Genomic DNA, 16,944 nt, shown 5'->3' on the forward strand with positions numbered 1-16,944 from the left:
TATCTATTTATTTTAACATGTTCTTATTAATTTAGCGATATAAAACCCATCACCTTGCGTCTCTACGGGATCCAAGGTAATGTCTTGCATTAACTTGAAATTAGCGTGTTCTTCTAAAAAGGTTTGAATTTGTTTCTCATTTTCTTTACGGTTTAAAGTACATGTTGAATAAACGAGAATACCTTCTTTTTTAATGAATTGTGCGGTATGACGAAGCATGGCTTGCTGAATCTGAACCAGTTCATCAAGGTCGCTGGGTAAAATATGGTATCGCAAGTCGTGCTTATGTGAAAGCACACCCAGGCCTGAGCACGGTGCATCTACTAAAATACGATCGTACTCTTGTTTTGGGAAGAATTCTAAAACATCGCTGGTAATTATTTGTGCATTCGTAACATTACAGCGTTCTAAAAGTTCTTTGGTAGCTTCCGCTCTGGATTCATGCAATTCGACCCCGGTAATGGAACCGGTATTCTCTAGTCCATTTGCAATTTGAACTGTTTTCGTCCCTGGACCACAACAACAATCCAAAACAGAAAGGGATGGTTCAAGATCCATCCAACGAACAACTTCTTGACTGTTTATATCCTGTACCAAAACGTATCCTTCTTGAAGGTATTTACTTTTAAAAAGCGAAGGTTTCGCTTGCTCATTTGTTTCTCCAAATGTAATATAATCTGACAAATCATCATGTGTAGCTTTTAATTTGTTGCGACGGATATATGTCGGTTTAATTTCTTGACAATATTGTGCATATTGCATAGCAAACGTTGGACTATACTGTTTTGCTAAAAGTCTCATAATCCAAAGTGGCATGCTGTACTGAATAGATGCAACCTCAAGGTCATCGCCTTCAATTGCGCGCTCGCCGCGTTCAATGATTTTTTTTAATACCGCATTTACAACACCTGCATAACGATGTTTTCCAATTGCCTTACAAAGATCAACCGTCTCACTCACCAATGCATAGTCTGGAATTTGATCCATTTTAAAGTATTGAGCACACCCCATCTTAATAACAAGTCTTACTTCCTTGGGTAGCTTTGTATCCACTAAATCTTCAAATTGATAATCTAAAAACAGACTGTTTTGTAATGTTGCATAAACAAATGCACTTACAAATGCTTGGTCTTGCGGTTGTAAATCCAACTCTTTAAGCACCAAGTGCGCATGACGCCCTTTAAAATAGACTTCATTCAGTACTTTATAACTTTCTAATCTTCTCATATTATTCTAATGTTATGGGATTAACATCCACAACAACTCCTGTTCCATTCATTTTTCGATATATCTGTAATGTTTGATTACAAATGTTAATCATCGATTCAATATCTTTCCCTTTTAGGATAATGCGTGTTCGATACTTACGATGTAGTTTTCGAAGTTCAGTAGGACCTAGTATTTGAAAACGCTGTTGGTCCATTAATTTGTAAAAGTCTTCTGCTGCCTGCCAAGATTTGACAGGGTCTTCATCCTGAAAAACCAACGATATTAAGTAATTATAGGGTGGATATCCCGCACACTTGCGGTAAGCCATCTCTTGTTTAAAGAAATGCTTATATTTTTGGTTCACTGCACACACAATTGCATAGTGGTCAGGATTACTTGTTTGAATCAAAACTTCTCCTGGATATTGTCCTCGTCCACTTCTTCCCGCTGCTTGAAGGATCATATTAAAGGTTAATTCAACAGAGCGAAAATCGGAATATGCTAATGTTGAGTCCGCATTAACGATCCCTACAAGTGTAACATTCTCAACATCCAACCCCTTAGCAATCATTTGTGTACCTACAAGAATGTCGGATCGATGTTCGATAAAATCGTTGAGTATTTTTTTATGGGCATTTTTTTTTGACGTCGTATCCGCATCCATTCGCGCAATCCGTGCAGCAGGAAAAATTGATTCAAGTTGCTCCACAAGTCGTTGCGTTCCTACGCCGCTCCCAATAATTTTAGGTCGTTTACCATCAACTAAAGGTAACTGACGGTAAATTTCGCCACACATGTGGCATCGTATTGTCTGATCATCTTTATGATAATTTAGAGCAACATCACAATGTTTACAAAGTAGGACTTCATCTGTCACAGCATTTTTTAAGAGGGTGTTATATCCCCTTCGATTCAACAACAACATCGTTTGTTCGCCACAATCCAATCGTTTTTGAATTGCTTGAATTAAATCTTGTGTAAGATATGGAGATTGTTGGTCATAAAGTGCCGTTCGGGTATCTACCAACGTTACATCTGGGAAACGATGATTGATTCGGTCTCGTAATTCTAACAGTTGATAATTACCACGTAAGCCACGCGCATAACTCTCAAGTGATGGGGAAGCACTTCCCAACAAAAGCGGACATTGATGGGTGTGACTCCGCTTCAGTGCGACATCGCGCGTATGATACATTGGGACATTATCTTGTTTATAACTGCTATCGTGTTCCTCATCCATTACGATTAAACCGAGATCGTCAAACGGCATAAAAATAGAAGATCGCGTACCAACCACAATTTTAACGTGATGCTTTTGAACACGAACATATTGCTCATACTTCTCCTGATCATTAAGCGCTGAGTGATAAATAGCCACATCTTCGCCAAAACGCTGAGAGACACGATGAATCATTTGAGGCGTCAACGATATCTCGGGGACCATAATTAAAACTTGTTTTCCTTGTGCGAGCACTTGCGCTGCGGCATGTAGATATATCTCGGTTTTCCCACTTCCCGTTACACCGTGCAAAAGATATGTGTTTGATTTTCCGAAAGAAATTTGCTTCATAACATCAATTTGATCCTGTGTTAATACTGGTTGTATATAACGTTCATGAATTATTCGTTCTTTATATGAAACTTCACGTTCATATTCAAGGACATACCCTTTATCAATAAGCTTTCGAAAATCAGTATAATACGCTCTTGCATCCTTCAACGAAAGAATACCCTCTTTTTGTAAATGTTCTAAGAAAGACTGTTGTTTCACTGTAAGATCTGACCATTCCTTCAGCGAACTCAGCGTTACAACCCGCTCCATTTTTATTGAACCCGCTGTACTTTTAGGTTTCAGTTTATTAGGAAGTATCGTTTGTAAACACCGAATCATCGGTGTCATGTAATAATAACTCATCCATGCTGCAAGATCTTTTAATTCGCGATTGAGAATTGGTACCTCATCAAGAACAGAATCGATTGGAGCAACTTTAAAATCCGTCTCATAGGGTTCGTGAATCGAATCAACAAATGCAACCATAAGCCGATTACGGACACGAACCAACACACGAACACCCGGTGTTACATCGAATCCATTGTTAGAGTACGTAAGTGTTTGATTATTTAAAAAACTTTCTTCAATAAATACTTCTAAGTACTTCAATGCAAACACCTCCCTTAGACTGAAAACAACTCTTAAAGAGTTGTTTCAATATTTCTTTTAATAATCAAAGCCACGGAATCCGCAGCCTTCTGTGGATCTTCATTACATATTACATAACGATAGTGATTCATTAATTCCATTTCTTTCGCAGCTTTTTCAAGACGTTCATTAATAACATCTTGCGATTCCGTTTGACGCCCCTCAATCCGTCGTTTCAGTTCATCCATACTTGGTGGAACTAAAAAGATACTCAACGAATCAGGAACCCTATCGATAACTTGAAGTGCCCCTTGAACTTCAATTTCTAGCAATACATTTTTACCTAAGTCTCGGAGGCGATCAACTTCTTCCAAAAGCGTTCCATAATGATTCCCTACAAATTCAGCATGCTCAAGTAATTCATCGTTTGCGAGTGCTTCCTCAAATCGTTCTTGAGTTACAAAATAATAATCTTGACCATCAATTTCGCCATTTCTTGGTTTGCGTGTTGTCATTGAAATAGAAAACGCTAAGTTCAACTCTTCACGATCAAAAAACAACTTACGAACTGTTCCTTTTCCTACCCCACTAGGACCTGAAAATATAATTAATAATCCTCGTTTCATAAACACCATCCCTTTTAATAATTTTACTTATTATAACATAACAAGTCAAACAATTTTATAAACCGTCATGACTTAATGGTATAATACCCTTGATAAGTATTGAGAGGTAGATAATATGGCTATTGATGGCGTACTATTAAATCGTATTGTAACGATGATGAATGATGATTGTCCTGTAAAAATAAATAAAATAACTCAACCTTCAAATCATGAATTTATGCTTCATTGTTTTGCAGGTAAAAAAATGAATATGTTCATTTCAACACACCCCGTCTTCAGTCGAGTGCAATGGACAAAAGAAAAACCCACAGCACATCTCGATCAAACACACCTGTTGACATTGATGAGAAAACATCTCGAAGGGGGTATTATTACCCAAATAAGCCAGTATGGTTATGATCGGGTTATCGAAATACATATTGAGCATCGAGATAATATGGGTGTTATCCGCCCTTATCGTTTGATTGTAGAATTACTTGGTAAATACGCAAATATTATTATCGTTAATGACGAAAACATCATTATCGATGCACTCAAACGTATTTCTCCATTTGAAAATACATCACGAGCTATCGTAAGTGGTGGACTCTATGAATATCCACCCCAGTTTGATAAAAAGTCTTTCTTAGAGTTAGCGACGTATCAATCTGACGAAGCCCTTAAAAATCAGTTCAATGGAATATCCCCCTTGCTCGAACGCGAAATCATGTTTCGCCTTAAATCACAAGAACCCCATGAAATCATATCGTTATTGACCGAATCAAAAACGGTTTATCTCTATGAACATGACTTTCATATCATTGAATTGACACATCTTAATCAATCCTATAAAGAAATGCCCATTATGGAAGGTCTTGATGCATATTTTAGAGATCTTCAACAAAAAGATCGAATCAAAGCACACACCGGTGACTTACTAAAACTCATTAAGCGTGAATTAAAACGCAGTCGCGCTAAATTACCAAAATTATACGATGATTATGACAAAGCTCAAGATAGCGACCACTTACGTGAAAAAGGCGATCTCCTCTTTGCATTTGCGAGCGCCCTTCCTAACGGACACCATGAAATAACGATTCAAGACTTTGAAGGTAATGATGTAACGATTGACTTGGATCCACGATTTACGGGAAAAGACAATGCAAGACGTTATTTTAAACGTTATCAGAAAGCAAAAACAAGTCTTCATTATCTCGAAGAACAAATTGAAAAAACTGAGGCACGCATACACTATTTTGAACAACTTCAAACGCAAGCAGAACAAGCAACCGTCGAAGATGCTCAAGAAATCAGTGATGAGCTGATTTCTCACGGAATTATCAATCAAAAACGTCTTCGTAAGCAAACTCTTAAGAAAAAGAAAAAACCGAATTATTTAACGATTAATTACGATGAAGATACAACTATTTTTGTTGGTAAGAACAATTTACAAAACGACTATCTAACATTTAAACTTGCCCGTAAAGAAGATATGTGGTTTCATGCTGCCAATACTTTTGGGGCTCATGTCATCATTAAAACACCGGAATTAGATGAACCTAAGATTCGTCTATGCGCCCATCTTGCAGCCTATTATTCGAAAGCACGACATGGTAGCAGTGTTGAAGTTTATTATACACAAGCAAAAAACATAAAAAAAATCCCAGGGGCAAACCCAGGACTTGTAAGTCTTTCGACCCAAAAAAGTATTTTTATAGATCCTGATGAAAATCTTGTCTTAACTTATTTGAGCGAATGATTGCTTTATACGAAGGCATTACAGATTCCACAACTTCATAGAAACGCGCACTGTGATTAAATTCGATGATATGAGCACATTCGTGTAATACCACATAATGAATAAAAGGGATGCTTTCATGGTATAAATAAGTATTGAAAGCAAGTTCATGTTGTTGATTACAACGTCCATACAGTCGCTTATAACGCCTCACCTTAAACGGAGGCGTTTTTAATTTCAAACGCCAAGCGTAAAAACACACCAACGATTGCAATCTTAATTCAAGTTGATTTTTAAAAAACTGATCTACGCGGTCATTGATTTTATCAAATGCTAAGGTTTGAGGAATGCTAAGATGAATTAAATTGGGATATTCGGTGATTGCAAATTTTGCTCCTTCTTCAAAAGTAATATCTTTATAGACACCAAAAACACGCAGTTTTTTTGTTTCGCCATGATGGTACCCCATCGGCTCATAGGTTTCTAGGTGTTTATGAATCCATGCTTGCTTCTTATCTACAAAATCCATAATGACGCGATCTGAAACACCTAAAGGTGCTTTAACAATGACCTTCCCATCACGAACATGGATTGCCATCGTTTTTCGTTTACTTCTTATGATTTCTATATTCATAAAAGTATCATAGCACATTCATGCTATAATATTTAAGGTGATAAAATGAAAAACAATGAAATATTCTATTTTGATGTAGATGGAACACTTTTGGATAATACCACACATACAGTTCCTCAAAGCACAATCGATGCTCTGTATCAATTAAAATCGAAAGGATACTTAGTCGCTCTGTGTACGGGAAGAAGTTTATTAGGTGTGCATGAAGCTGGTGTTGATGATATCTTCCCTTGGGATGGTTATGTTTTATCCAATGGATCGCTCATTTTAGATTCGGAACAAAATATCATTTCTGAGGTATATTTCGAACCGGAATTTATACATGAATTAATCCGTGTAAATCAAGGTCCGTTGCTCCTTGAGGGTGATGAAAACACACTTACCAGTAAAGCAAATGATCGCTTATTGGCATCCCTTAAACATTTTGGCATACCAACAATGTATCCGGTAGTCCCTTATCAAAACCAAAAAATATATAATTTAATCAGTTATGATATCGACACATTATCGAAAGATGACTATAATAGACTTATCGGTGATAAAAAAACCGCTTTTGATCAATTAGGCAACCTTGAGGTTATTCCCTCACAAGGTGGAAAATACAACGGATTAATGACATTGAATAATCATCTAAACGTTACACATTATGTCGGCTTCGGCGATGGAGATAACGATGTGGATTTTCTTAGAAATGCGAATTTCTCAGTTGCCCTTGGAAATGCATGTGAATCGGCGAAACAAGTCGCTGATTACATTACTCGAGATGTTGATCAAGATGGTATTATGTACGCCTTAAAAAAACACGGTGTACTTTAGGTAGGAGCGAATTATGAACTTTACAGATGAAGAATTATTTAAAATGGATATGATTAAAGATAAACGTCGTCGTTTACTTTATTTAATCAAAGGCAAACAAGAAGGTTATCATATTCAAGAACGAGAAATGAAAATCATGAATATTATTACAGGCCGAAATCTTTGGGTACTCTTAGGCTTTGTTATGTCCTATGGATTACTAAGACAGTCCCTTCTTGTTTCTGTCGTTGTCGCAATTGTAATTTTTATTGCTTTCTATGTTTATGAAAAGTATTTTTTCTTAAAAGAACGTAATATTATCAAAATATCAGATCAAGATTATGCAAAACTTACTTCTCTAAGCGCCTTAAAGTCTAAAAAATCAGACGTCGGTTCGTATGTTGTCGTTCCCTTACTTGTAATCCTCATACTCGTCACACGTAATATGGACGGACGCTTTACTCCCACAGAATATGATCTTGGGTTGATGTATATCGGAATTGCAGTCCTACTCGTCATAAGCATCTATTATGCAATTCAATTCCTTAAATTACGAAAACAAATTAAAGAAGTTGAAACAAGTCAAAAACAGTAGATATCTACTGTTTTTCTTTGAAATCTCATTGGTTATTCACTTGCCTTGTTACAGAGGTATAGGGTAAACTTAAAGTAGTTATAAAGAGAGGGTGTTTAAATGAAAAAAAGAAATATATTACCAACATTTTTTATATTAATTGGACTTGGTTGTCTCGGTGGCGCTTATATTCTTAACCAAGAAGGGTATCGCCTCTATGCAGCTTTGGCGTGTGGAACATCCCTATTTTTTGTGATAATGAGCATCATTGTCATTTCGATTCATAAGGGTCGTGATTACGATGAATTAATTGATGAAGCACCTGAATCTAAAGAGCAAAACACACAGCAAGCTTCAAGTGAACTTGAAGAAGATGAAGATTTTATATTTGAAGATGAAGATGATGACGAAGCAATCGAAATGGATCATCCTGCTGACTTATTTGAAGAAACGAATTCAACTCGCATTTTTAATCCGACAAACTTTGATGATCCGCTTAGATCAACTCAGATAAATCCATCCAAACAAACAGATATCAAAACAGAAAAATCTGTGAACCTTCCCGAAGAAAAGACGTCTCGGATCACGCTTACGCTTGTACGTAGTGATGAAAACCAACAAAATATTTATCAGCTACTGCATAAAATGAATGCACTTGGCTTATTAAAAGAATCTGTTGCATATAAGATGAATCAAGAACAAATCACGAATCATAAATTAACTAATAAATATATATTTGAAAACATTTTCAATGATATTCCTTCAATTAGCCTCGTTAAAGAGCGAAATCGCAAAGAAACACTTACCCACATCAAAGTGATGGCAGGCGTTTCTGATAGTGATCTTGTTCTCATAGGCTATATTCCAACTAAATACCTCGTCGATGTACATAAATCATTTGATTCGATTTATCATATCCGCGGTAAAATAACTGGTGGTAACTTTAAGAACTGGAAATCAGATGGTAGTTGCAATCAAGGTGAATTACCTTATATCGCTTCGATCACAATTTTTTCAAAATAAAAGAGCTTATGCTCTTTTTTTTAGGATATTTTTTTTGAGAGTTTATTTAAACAATGGTGGTCATAATCGAAACGACAAACATACTTCTTATCATAAATCTTCTACTCTTATCTTATATAGACTATAAATTGTTATGCATTCCAAACTGTTTAATCTACCTGATTTACATTCTAAGGTTGGTTGCTTCCGTCGATATCACAACCGATAATATTGCGAGTATGATTTTATTTTCAGCGCCGTTTTATTTTTTCGAAGCAAAACGTAAAAGTATTGGTATGGGTGACGTCTTACTAATTCAAGCACTATGCTTTTATCTAGGCTTTGAAAAAAGCCTTGTAGGGCTCTATTACACCGGCATAGCATCCGGTTGCATGTTAGTTCTCTTATTGATTCAATACGGCAACAGAACCCGTAAGTATCCCTTTGTGCCGATTATAAGTATCGGTTTTATGCTCGCACTTTAAAAAAAAGACAGTAGCAACTGTCTTTTCACATATCCGATTCATTCATTTCATCATAAAAATTACGATAATAGTCCTTGAGTCTTTGATGTCTTACTTTCCCAATAGCCCTCGCTTTTTCTGTTTCGAGTGAATCATAAAGTTTTAATAACTTTTCATCAAAATGATCGATGGCATTACGTTCCGCATTACGATATGTATCCAGCGAATCAATAGAAATCCGCTCCAAGTTAGGATTATATAAATTTGAACCCTTGCTTCCTGCATAATAGAACGTTCTAGCAATTCCAATAGCCCCCATAGAATCAAGGTAATCAGCATCCGACACAATTTGAGCTGGACGAATTTTATGTTTAATTCCAAATCCACCTTTATATCCGATTTGAGATACGCCTTGAATTATTTCGTTTTCGTAACCTTCAAAATCTAAGCACCATGTCTCGATTAGTTTTTTTAAATCAGATTCTAAGTCCGATGTTTTTGATACTTTATCATCATATACATCATGCAAATAAGCAATTGCTTTAATGACAAATTCATTATCCGTATTACAAATTAAGCGTGAAGTGAGATTCACAACACGCTTAACATGGTAATAGTCATGACCTGTATGTTCCTTTGACATTAAATCAAAGATACAATGATCAAGATTATCTAAAGTTTTTATTTGACTATTTGATAGCATTATCTAAGAGTTCAAGCACTTCTTCTGTTGTTGCACAGTTTAATGCTTTATCTGTTAGTTCTTTCATATCTTCATAGCTTAAATCACGGATAATACGACGTGCTTCTAAAATTGATGAAGCGGACATTGAGAATTCATCCAAACCAAGACCAAGTAATAATGGAATTGCTTTCTCATCGCCTGCCATTTCACCACACATACCGCACCATTTGCCCTCTTTATGTGCACCATCAATCGTCATTTTAACAAGACGTAAGATTGATGGATTATAAGGTTGGTAAAGGTATGAAACCTTTTCATTCATACGGTCAGCTGCCATTGAGTATTGAATAAGGTCATTTGTTCCGATACTAAAGAAGTCTGCTTCTTTAGCAAATTGGTCTGCAAGCATTGCTGCCGCTGGAATTTCGACCATCATACCAAGTTCGATATCATCACTGTATGCAATACCCTCTTTGGATAAATTTTTCTTTTCTTCTTCCACAACTGCTTTAGCAGCACGGAATTCTTGAATTGTAGCAATCATTGGGAACATAATTGCTAATTTACCATAAACACTTGCGCGTAATAATGCACGAATTTGAACATGGAAAATATCTGGGCGATCAAGGCAGAGGCGAATTGCACGGTAACCCAAGAATGGATTCATCTCATGTGGGAATTTTAAATATGAAAGTTCCTTATCTCCACCAATGTCTAACGTACGCACAACCACACGACCTGGAGCCATGTTTTCAAGTACTGCTTTGTAAGCTTGGAATTGATCTTCTTCATTTGGTAATTCCGATGCATCCATGTAAAGGAATTCTGTACGGTAAAGCCCTACAGCTTCACCCCCATTATTAATAACACCTTCTACATCATTAGGTGTACCAATATTTCCTGCAAGTTCAACATGACGACCATCTTTCGAAACTGATTCAGCGTCTTTGAGCGCAAGCAAACTCTTACGGTGTTCTGCATAATCATTTGCTTTTTGAGCATAAGTTTCTTTCTCTTCTTCTGATGGATTGAAGATTACAACACCTTCTAGAGCATCCAGAATGATTTCATCACCATGGTTGCATTTGTTAAGAAGTTCTCCAGCTCCAACGACTGCCGGAATTTCAAGACTACGTGCCATAATGGCAGAGTGTGATGTACGGCCACCGATTTCTGTAGCAAAACCTTTAACAAAATTACGATCAAGTTGTGCTGTATCTGATGGTGTAAGATCTTCCGCAACAATTACGACTTCCTCATTGATTGTTGTTAAATCCGGAATATTTAAACCACATGCATGACACTTCATACGATATGTAACATCTTTAATATCTGCAGCACGTTCTCTAAAGTAAGGATCATCCATACTTTCAAACATACCTACAAACATATTACCGATTTCATTAATCGCAAATTCTGCATTAATTGCATCATTCTTAATCATCTCTTCGATTTGTCCCACAAATTCTGGATCTTGAGTAACCATTAAGTGAGCATCAAAAATTGCAAGTTCTTCATCGGCAAGACGTCCAACTGCATTTTCTTTGATTGCTGTAATATCCTTTTGAGTAGCAATAACAGCATCTTGTAACTTTTTGATTTCTTCTTCTGCGTTTGCATCACGTTTTTCAATTTCTAAAACTGGATGTTGAAGTTTGAAAACCTTTGATACTGAAACACCTGCTGAAGCAGCAATACCTTTAATCATAGAATAATCTCCTTTTTCCCTATTACATCATTGTCATTTTAGCACTTTTTACAAGCGTAATCAAAGTTTTTAGGAAATCTTAGTATGAAACTTTGATGCCTTAAAATCAATGTATTATTGTGAATTTCAAACGTCCCTACTACTAAGTTGCTATTCTGCATGTTTTTTCCTTCAAGGTGGTTTTTCAAATATACTGTCTTTGTGAATCAAGCTAGTTATTATACACATAAAAAAAGCATCTTGAATAAATCCATCAAGATGCTTTTAGGGTTAGTTTATAACGATTACATTTTTTTTACTAATTTCATACGAATGAACTCTTCACGTTCTTTTTCTTCAAGTGCATCCGAAATTGTTTTTATTTTCATTTCAAGATCAGGAATTACAATTTGTTCTAGTGCATTCGCACGTTTGCGACTCTTTTCAATCGCTTGAGCAAGACGATACATACCATTATCCAACTCAGCTAATTTCGCTGTGTAAAGTTTAACTTGACGCATTTGTAAGAACACTTCATCAAGGCGAGAATTACTTACACTTAGCGCATACGGTATCTTAATTTCCTTTTCCTCAAGTGTTACCTTAGGAATTTCAATCCCCATGACAGAACGATAAACAATTTTGATATCTTCCTCAATAGGCATTAAATTGGCAATTCGATTAATTACACCCAATGAAACATTTGCTCGCTGCAATGACGTGTACGCTTTATCGTAAGTTTCATCGATTACATCTCGGAGTTCCTTAACATCATCCATCATTTTTGATAATTCTTGCATAAGAATGACTCGCTTTCGGTCCATTAGCTCGTAGCCCAACTTAGCTAATCGAAGCGATTCCTTACATGCAAGAAGATTTCCTTTTGTAATTAACACTTTAGCTGAGGCTCTCTAAAAGAATTGAATCAACAAGTTCAGGGCTATTTTCTTTAAAATAAACCACCGCTGCATGATTGTCATAATATTGCTCAAGTAACTTAGAATCCAAACGATCAAGATCATGAATCGGTAAGAGCGACAATAAATGCCATCCAATATCTAACGTATCGGCAATCGAACGGTTTGTGCCATCCCCTTGTCCGACAAAGAAATTTTCAAATATTTTACCAAAACTAAGATATTTTTGGTCAGCTTTTGAAAGTTCATCCAATCCGATTACAGATGCTAAATTTCGAACATCGATAACACGCGCATACGCCGCAAAGAGTTGGGATGAAACACTAGAGTGATCACCACGTGTTAATCCTTCACCGATACCATCTTTCATTAAACGTGATAGGGATGGTAAAACATTGATCGGTGGATAAATCCCTTTTTGTGTCATACCGCGATCTAAAACAATCTGTCCTTCCGTAATATAACCCGTACAGTCAGCGATTGGATGTGAAATATCATCATTTGGCATCGTTAAAATTGGAATCTGTGTTAAAGATCCTGTGCTTCCTTCAATACAACCTGCACGTTCATACATGCTCGCTAAATCAGAGTAGAGATAACCAGGATAACCTTTTCGACCTGGTACCTCTTCTTTAGAGGAACTGTATTCTCTTAATGCCTCACAATAAGAAGTAATATCCGTCATTACCACAAGAATATGCATGTTTTTCTCAAATGCAAGGTACTCTGCGGCTGTTAAGGCAAAACGCGGAGTCAAAATTCTTTCAATAATTGGATCATTTGCAAGATTTAAAAACATCGTAACGTGATCCATGACACCGTGTTCCATAAATGTTTGTTTAAAGAACGCAGCAACATCATGTTTTACACCCATTGCCGCAAATACAATCGCAAAATCTTCATCATTATCCCCATGAAGCTTGGCTTGACGTACGATTTGAGCTGCAAGCTCATTATGCGATAAACCACTTCCTGAGAAAATTGGTAATTTCTGACCACGAATTAATGTATTCAGTCCATCAATCGCGGATACCCCCGTATTAATAAAATCACGAGGGTAGATACGAGAAACTGGATTAATTACACGTCCGTTAATATCAGAGAACTTCTCTGTAAATACCGGTCCCAATCCATCGATTGGTTTTCCAGACCCATTAAAACTACGGCCAAGAATTTCTTCAGATAATCCAATTTCAATCGGACGCCCTGATAATTTAGTCAGCATGTTTTTCTTTGACATTCCTTCAGTGTTTTCAAAAACTTGAATCAAAGCACGATCACCTTGTAACTCAATAATTCGTCCTAATCGTGTATGATTTTCATCGTCTACTAACTCTACAAGTTCATCAAACGATGCATTTTGTACACCTTCAATCGCTACCAGAGGACCATTGATACTCGATAATCCTTTAAAAAATATACTCATATCGGTCTCCTCCTATTGAATTGACGCAAGCGCGTCATCAACTTTTTTATAGTATGCTTCAAACTTCGTTAAATCTTCATCAATTGCATATTTAATCCCAATAATTTCATCAAAAATATGGGTATTCGTAATAGCATTCATTGGTTTTTTATCATGTAACACCAATTGACATTGCTTGTATGTATAGTTGATTAATTTGAGCATTTCAAATTGCTTTTGTAATGATACTGAACTGTCATATTCATGGAAGGCATTTTGTTGTAAATATCCTACCCGAATAACACGACCCATTTCAAGAGTTAATTTTTGACGGTCTGCTAACACATCTTGGCCAATAAGTTTAACAATTTCCATCAAACTTGTTTCTTCATTAAGAATTGATAATACCATTTGACGATACTCAAGAAATTCTGGTGCAATGTTTTGGTCATACCAACCTTCAAGTTGTATTAAATACTCACTATAAGATAGATTGTAGTTAATAGAAGGAAAGTGTCTAATATAGGCAAGCGACTTATCAAGTGCCCAAAAGCAACCAATAAAACGTTGCGTATTTTGTGTAACAGGTTCCGAGAAATCAGCACCCTGTGGCGAAATCGCACCAATAATGCTAATTGAACCGACATCACCATTTAAAGTATTAACATATGAACTTCGTTCATAGAATGCTGCAAGTCTTGATGCAAGATATGCTGGGAATCCTTCTTCTGCAGGCATTTCTTCAAGACGCCCCGACAATTCACGTAAAGCTTCAGCCCAACGGGAAGTTGAATCAGCCATGAGTGCGACATGGTAACCCATATCACGGTAATACTCAGCAAACGTGATACCTGTATAGATTGATGCTTCTCGAGCAGCTACAGGCATGTTAGATGTGTTTGCAATCAATATTGTTCGTTCCATGAGTGTTCGACCCGTCTTTGGATCAATTAACTCTGAAAATTCTTCCAAAACCTGTGCCATCTCATTGCCACGCTCACCGCAACCGATATAAACAATAATATCAGCATCACACCATTTTGCGAGTTGATGTTGTAACATCGTCTTACCCGCTCCAAAACCACCTGGAATTGCGGCACTACCACCCTTAACAATTGGGAACAATGTATCAATAACACGTTGCCCTGTAATTAATGGTTCCTTCGCATCGATACGACGTGCTACTGGTCGTTCATGACGAATTGGCCATTTCAAGGATAATTTAAACTGCGTTCCATCTTCAAGTTCCAAAAGGCTGTCATTTATTGTAAATAAACCATCGATACAATCTGTCGCAATGACCCCTTCTTTGGTTGCCATTAAACGATGTTCGATTGAACCCGTTTCCGCAAAGGTTGCATACACTTGGCCTAATTTAAGTGCATCTCCTTTTTTAACAGAAAACTTAACATCCCACTCTTTTTCTTCGGATAAGGTACGCATACTTTGGCCAACATCAAGGTAGGATCCATATTTCTTCGATAACCCTTGTAATGGACGGCCAATACCATCATAAATATTTCCAAGTAAACCTGGTCCCAATTCAATACTTAAGGGATTCCCCGTATGCTCAATCGGTTCTCCCACCTTCATTGAGGATGTAGATTCATAAACTTGAATGGTGACGAAATCATCATCAATACCAATTACTTCACCTAAAAGTTTTTGTTGGCCTACATAAACCATTTCAGACATTGTGAAGTTATCAACATCTTGACTTTTAATAATTGGACCATTAATCCAATAAATTGTACTCATATTGATCACCCCTATATCCATAATTGACTTTCTTGAACAAAATAATCGATTGCAGAATCAAAACGCGAATCCAAGGTATAATCATAAACGACATTTCCTTGTTCACATAAGAAGCCACCTAATTCAAAATCAATATTTTTGAATGTGACGCCTTCCATGGACACCAACGCTTGATCTTCTTTTCGAATTGAAATCACGACTGGTGTCGCTTTTTCAAGGTTTAGATTTTTTAAACAATCTTCGATGTACGCATGATATTTACTTGAATTGCGAAATTCAAGTATTTTATCTTTCAGATCTTGTGCAAATTCATCAAGTAATTCTTGACGACGAATACGTAATCTTTTTTGGACACTGAATCGAAGCTCTGATTCTACACGACTTCGTTTCTTTTCTTCACGATCTTTAATATTTTTAATTCTTGATTTAATTGAATGTTCCACTTGTAGCTTATAAGCTGCGAGCTCAGCGTCAATTTTTTCTTTTTGAGAACGTTGACTTAATTCTTTATAGCTCCTTGCTTCTTCATCAATTATACTTACGATTTCTTCCGAAACTCTTGCTTTTTCTCCAGCCATTTATACCACCTCTCCGATAATTTTAGAAATTGTTTCATCAATCATCGATTGAACTTCATGAGATTTATGTCGGTCCGATATCTCAACAATCAATGGACTTGGCAAATTCAATTTTAGATCCTGAATATATTCACGATCCAGATTAAAAATTTTACTTGTTAGCAAAATAATACCAATCTCTTTATTGTTGATTGCCTCAGTCAATTCATGTTTTAATGCTTCTTTTTCATGAACAACGACACCTTCAATACCAGCTAAACGAAGTCCCATTTGGGTATCGATGTTGTCACTGATAAGATACATTCTCATAATTTATTAATAATAAGAATAGCGATTAATAGACCGTAGATCGCAACCCCTTCAGCAAGAGCAACGAAAATCATAGCTTTACCGAAGTTCTCACCTTTCTCTGAAATAGCACCAATTGCAGCAGGTGCAGCTTGTCCAACAGCATAACCAGCACCTAGAACAGAACAACCAACAGCGATTGAAGCGGCTAGATAAGCCATTCCTTGCGCATTACTTCCTTGGAATGCACTGGAAACAGCTTCATCTGCATGTGTATAGCCTGTAATCAAAACAACTCCGATTAAAGCTGCAAAGAAGCATGATACTTGGAACCATACTCGGAACTTAGCGTTTTGCGGATCCACTTTTTTCTTATATACAGGAATGAGTGGTAAAGTAATGAGCGCAATTAGTAACATTGGCCCTACGATTTCAAAAATTGATAATGACATTTATAATTCCTCC

Annotated in this window: 18 protein-coding genes; 5 read left to right on the plus strand and 13 right to left on the minus strand. The window is 36.5% G+C overall.

Annotated elements, in window-relative coordinates; genetic code table 11:
• Positions 1 to 12: 12 nt before the first annotated feature.
• From B096_RS0103270 to gmk, 3 genes are read right to left on the minus strand one after another with little or no spacing between them, the layout of a single operon-like run.
• The gene (locus tag B096_RS0103270) at positions 13 to 1,227 is read right to left on the minus strand and encodes a transcription antitermination factor NusB (protein ID WP_018579362.1); all 1,215 of its coding nucleotides are present in this window, start codon (positions 1,225 to 1,227) and stop codon (positions 13 to 15) included.
• 1 nt (position 1,228) lies between these two features.
• Positions 1,229 to 3,370, minus strand: a complete 2,142-nt coding sequence (gene priA / locus B096_RS0103275; RefSeq protein ID WP_018579363.1) for a replication restart helicase PriA — start codon at positions 3,368 to 3,370, stop codon at positions 1,229 to 1,231.
• Positions 3,371 to 3,402: 32 nt separating this feature from the next.
• The gene (gene gmk, locus B096_RS0103280; protein WP_018579364.1) at positions 3,403 to 3,975 is read right to left on the minus strand and encodes a guanylate kinase; all 573 of its coding nucleotides are present in this window, start codon (positions 3,973 to 3,975) and stop codon (positions 3,403 to 3,405) included.
• 115 nt (positions 3,976 to 4,090) lie between these two features.
• Between gmk and B096_RS0103285 the strand changes: the two genes are divergently transcribed.
• Complete coding sequence (locus tag B096_RS0103285; protein ID WP_018579365.1) at positions 4,091 to 5,713, plus strand: Rqc2 family fibronectin-binding protein; 1,623 nt, start codon at positions 4,091 to 4,093, stop codon at positions 5,711 to 5,713.
• On the opposite strand, the gene B096_RS0103290 is transcribed toward B096_RS0103285, so the two are convergent.
• Positions 5,667 to 6,326: a M48 family metallopeptidase gene (locus tag B096_RS0103290; protein WP_156813097.1), complete on the minus strand. Its 660-nt coding sequence runs from the start codon at positions 6,324 to 6,326 to the stop codon at positions 5,667 to 5,669. The genes B096_RS0103285 and B096_RS0103290 overlap by 47 nt on opposite strands.
• Before the next feature lie 45 nt (positions 6,327 to 6,371).
• On the opposite strand from B096_RS0103290, the gene B096_RS0103295 reads away from it, so the two are divergent.
• The 3 genes from B096_RS0103295 (at position 6,372) to B096_RS0103305 (ending at position 8,718) form a co-directional block, all read left to right on the plus strand.
• Positions 6,372 to 7,142 carry an HAD hydrolase family protein gene (locus B096_RS0103295; RefSeq protein WP_018579367.1) on the plus strand — a complete coding sequence of 257 codons (771 nt, stop codon included), beginning with the start codon at positions 6,372 to 6,374 and terminating at the stop codon, positions 7,140 to 7,142.
• Positions 7,143 to 7,155: 13 nt separating this feature from the next.
• Positions 7,156 to 7,716 (plus strand): hypothetical protein, encoded by a 561-nt coding sequence (locus tag B096_RS0103300; protein WP_018579368.1) that lies wholly within the window; start codon positions 7,156 to 7,158, stop codon positions 7,714 to 7,716.
• Between the two features lie 99 nt (positions 7,717 to 7,815).
• On the plus strand, positions 7,816 to 8,718 hold the full coding sequence (locus B096_RS0103305; protein WP_018579369.1) for a DUF6681 family protein: 903 nt from the start codon (positions 7,816 to 7,818) through the stop codon (positions 8,716 to 8,718).
• A gap of 20 nt (positions 8,719 to 8,738) precedes the next feature.
• Here the strand turns inward: B096_RS0103305 and B096_RS10255 are convergent, their stop codons facing one another.
• On the minus strand, positions 8,739 to 8,816 hold the full coding sequence (locus B096_RS10255; RefSeq protein WP_156813103.1) for a DUF3709 domain-containing protein: 78 nt from the start codon (positions 8,814 to 8,816) through the stop codon (positions 8,739 to 8,741).
• Between B096_RS10255 and B096_RS10165 the strand changes: the two genes are divergently transcribed.
• Positions 8,811 to 9,182, plus strand: a complete 372-nt coding sequence (locus B096_RS10165) for a prepilin peptidase (protein ID WP_414843263.1) — start codon at positions 8,811 to 8,813, stop codon at positions 9,180 to 9,182. The genes B096_RS10255 and B096_RS10165 overlap by 6 nt on opposite strands.
• 25 nt (positions 9,183 to 9,207) lie before the next feature.
• On the opposite strand, the gene B096_RS0103310 is transcribed toward B096_RS10165, so the two are convergent.
• The 8 genes from B096_RS0103310 to B096_RS0103345 all read right to left on the minus strand — a co-directional run bounded on the left by B096_RS0103310 (position 9,208) and on the right by B096_RS0103345 (position 16,931).
• Positions 9,208 to 9,864: an HD domain-containing protein gene (locus tag B096_RS0103310; protein ID WP_018579370.1), complete on the minus strand. Its 657-nt coding sequence runs from the start codon at positions 9,862 to 9,864 to the stop codon at positions 9,208 to 9,210.
• Entirely contained in the window at positions 9,851 to 11,554 is a 1,704-nt protein-coding gene (gene ptsP / locus B096_RS0103315; RefSeq protein ID WP_018579371.1) for a phosphoenolpyruvate--protein phosphotransferase, read from the minus strand. The genes B096_RS0103310 and ptsP overlap by 14 nt, the downstream gene beginning before the upstream one ends.
• A gap of 284 nt (positions 11,555 to 11,838) precedes the next feature.
• Complete coding sequence (locus tag B096_RS0103320; protein ID WP_018579372.1) at positions 11,839 to 12,429, minus strand: V-type ATP synthase subunit D; 591 nt, start codon at positions 12,427 to 12,429, stop codon at positions 11,839 to 11,841.
• A gap of 1 nt (position 12,430) precedes the next feature.
• A complete protein-coding gene (locus B096_RS0103325) occupies positions 12,431 to 13,876 on the minus strand; it encodes a V-type ATP synthase subunit B (protein ID WP_018579373.1) in 1,446 nt (481 codons plus the stop codon).
• A 12-nt stretch (positions 13,877 to 13,888) separates the two neighbouring features.
• A complete protein-coding gene (locus B096_RS0103330; RefSeq protein ID WP_018579374.1) occupies positions 13,889 to 15,613 on the minus strand; it encodes a V-type ATP synthase subunit A in 1,725 nt (574 codons plus the stop codon).
• Positions 15,614 to 15,624: 11 nt separating this feature from the next.
• On the minus strand, positions 15,625 to 16,191 hold the full coding sequence (locus B096_RS0103335) for a V-type ATP synthase subunit E (RefSeq protein ID WP_018579375.1): 567 nt from the start codon (positions 16,189 to 16,191) through the stop codon (positions 15,625 to 15,627).
• The gene (locus B096_RS0103340) at positions 16,192 to 16,500 is read right to left on the minus strand and encodes a V-type ATP synthase subunit F (RefSeq protein ID WP_026254100.1); all 309 of its coding nucleotides are present in this window, start codon (positions 16,498 to 16,500) and stop codon (positions 16,192 to 16,194) included. It abuts the gene before it with no gap.
• Complete coding sequence (locus B096_RS0103345; protein WP_018579377.1) at positions 16,497 to 16,931, minus strand: ATP synthase subunit C; 435 nt, start codon at positions 16,929 to 16,931, stop codon at positions 16,497 to 16,499. Before B096_RS0103345 ends, B096_RS0103340 begins: the two co-directional genes overlap by 4 nt.
• Between the last annotated feature and the right edge of the window lie 13 nt (positions 16,932 to 16,944).

The organism is Erysipelothrix tonsillarum DSM 14972, assembly GCF_000373785.1.
GTDB classification, from domain to species: Bacteria; Bacillota_I; Bacilli_A; order Erysipelotrichales; family Erysipelotrichaceae; genus Erysipelothrix; species Erysipelothrix tonsillarum.

What these genes read in the sequence shown, in the direction of transcription:
- B096_RS0103270 (WP_018579362.1), bottom strand. Translation starts at nt 1,227, where the DNA reads ATGAGAAGATTAGAAAGTTATAAAGTACTGAATGAAGTCTATTTTAAA.
- gmk (WP_018579364.1), bottom strand. Translation starts at nt 3,975, where the DNA reads ATGAAACGAGGATTATTAATTATATTTTCAGGTCCTAGTGGGGTAGGA.
- B096_RS0103285 (WP_018579365.1), top strand. Translation starts at nt 4,091, where the DNA reads ATGGCTATTGATGGCGTACTATTAAATCGTATTGTAACGATGATGAAT.
- B096_RS0103290 (WP_156813097.1), bottom strand. Translation starts at nt 6,326, where the DNA reads ATGAATATAGAAATCATAAGAAGTAAACGAAAAACGATGGCAATCCAT.
- B096_RS0103295 (WP_018579367.1), top strand. Translation starts at nt 6,372, where the DNA reads ATGAAAAACAATGAAATATTCTATTTTGATGTAGATGGAACACTTTTG.
- B096_RS0103300 (WP_018579368.1), top strand. Translation starts at nt 7,156, where the DNA reads ATGAACTTTACAGATGAAGAATTATTTAAAATGGATATGATTAAAGAT.
- B096_RS0103305 (WP_018579369.1), top strand. Translation starts at nt 7,816, where the DNA reads ATGAAAAAAAGAAATATATTACCAACATTTTTTATATTAATTGGACTT.
- B096_RS0103310 (WP_018579370.1), bottom strand. Translation starts at nt 9,864, where the DNA reads ATGCTATCAAATAGTCAAATAAAAACTTTAGATAATCTTGATCATTGT.
- ptsP (WP_018579371.1), bottom strand. Translation starts at nt 11,554, where the DNA reads ATGATTAAAGGTATTGCTGCTTCAGCAGGTGTTTCAGTATCAAAGGTT.
- B096_RS0103325 (WP_018579373.1), bottom strand. Translation starts at nt 13,876, where the DNA reads ATGAGTATATTTTTTAAAGGATTATCGAGTATCAATGGTCCTCTGGTA.
- B096_RS0103330 (WP_018579374.1), bottom strand. Translation starts at nt 15,613, where the DNA reads ATGAGTACAATTTATTGGATTAATGGTCCAATTATTAAAAGTCAAGAT.
- B096_RS0103335 (WP_018579375.1), bottom strand. Translation starts at nt 16,191, where the DNA reads ATGGCTGGAGAAAAAGCAAGAGTTTCGGAAGAAATCGTAAGTATAATT.
- B096_RS0103340 (WP_026254100.1), bottom strand. Translation starts at nt 16,500, where the DNA reads ATGAGAATGTATCTTATCAGTGACAACATCGATACCCAAATGGGACTT.
- B096_RS0103345 (WP_018579377.1), bottom strand. Translation starts at nt 16,931, where the DNA reads ATGTCATTATCAATTTTTGAAATCGTAGGGCCAATGTTACTAATTGCG.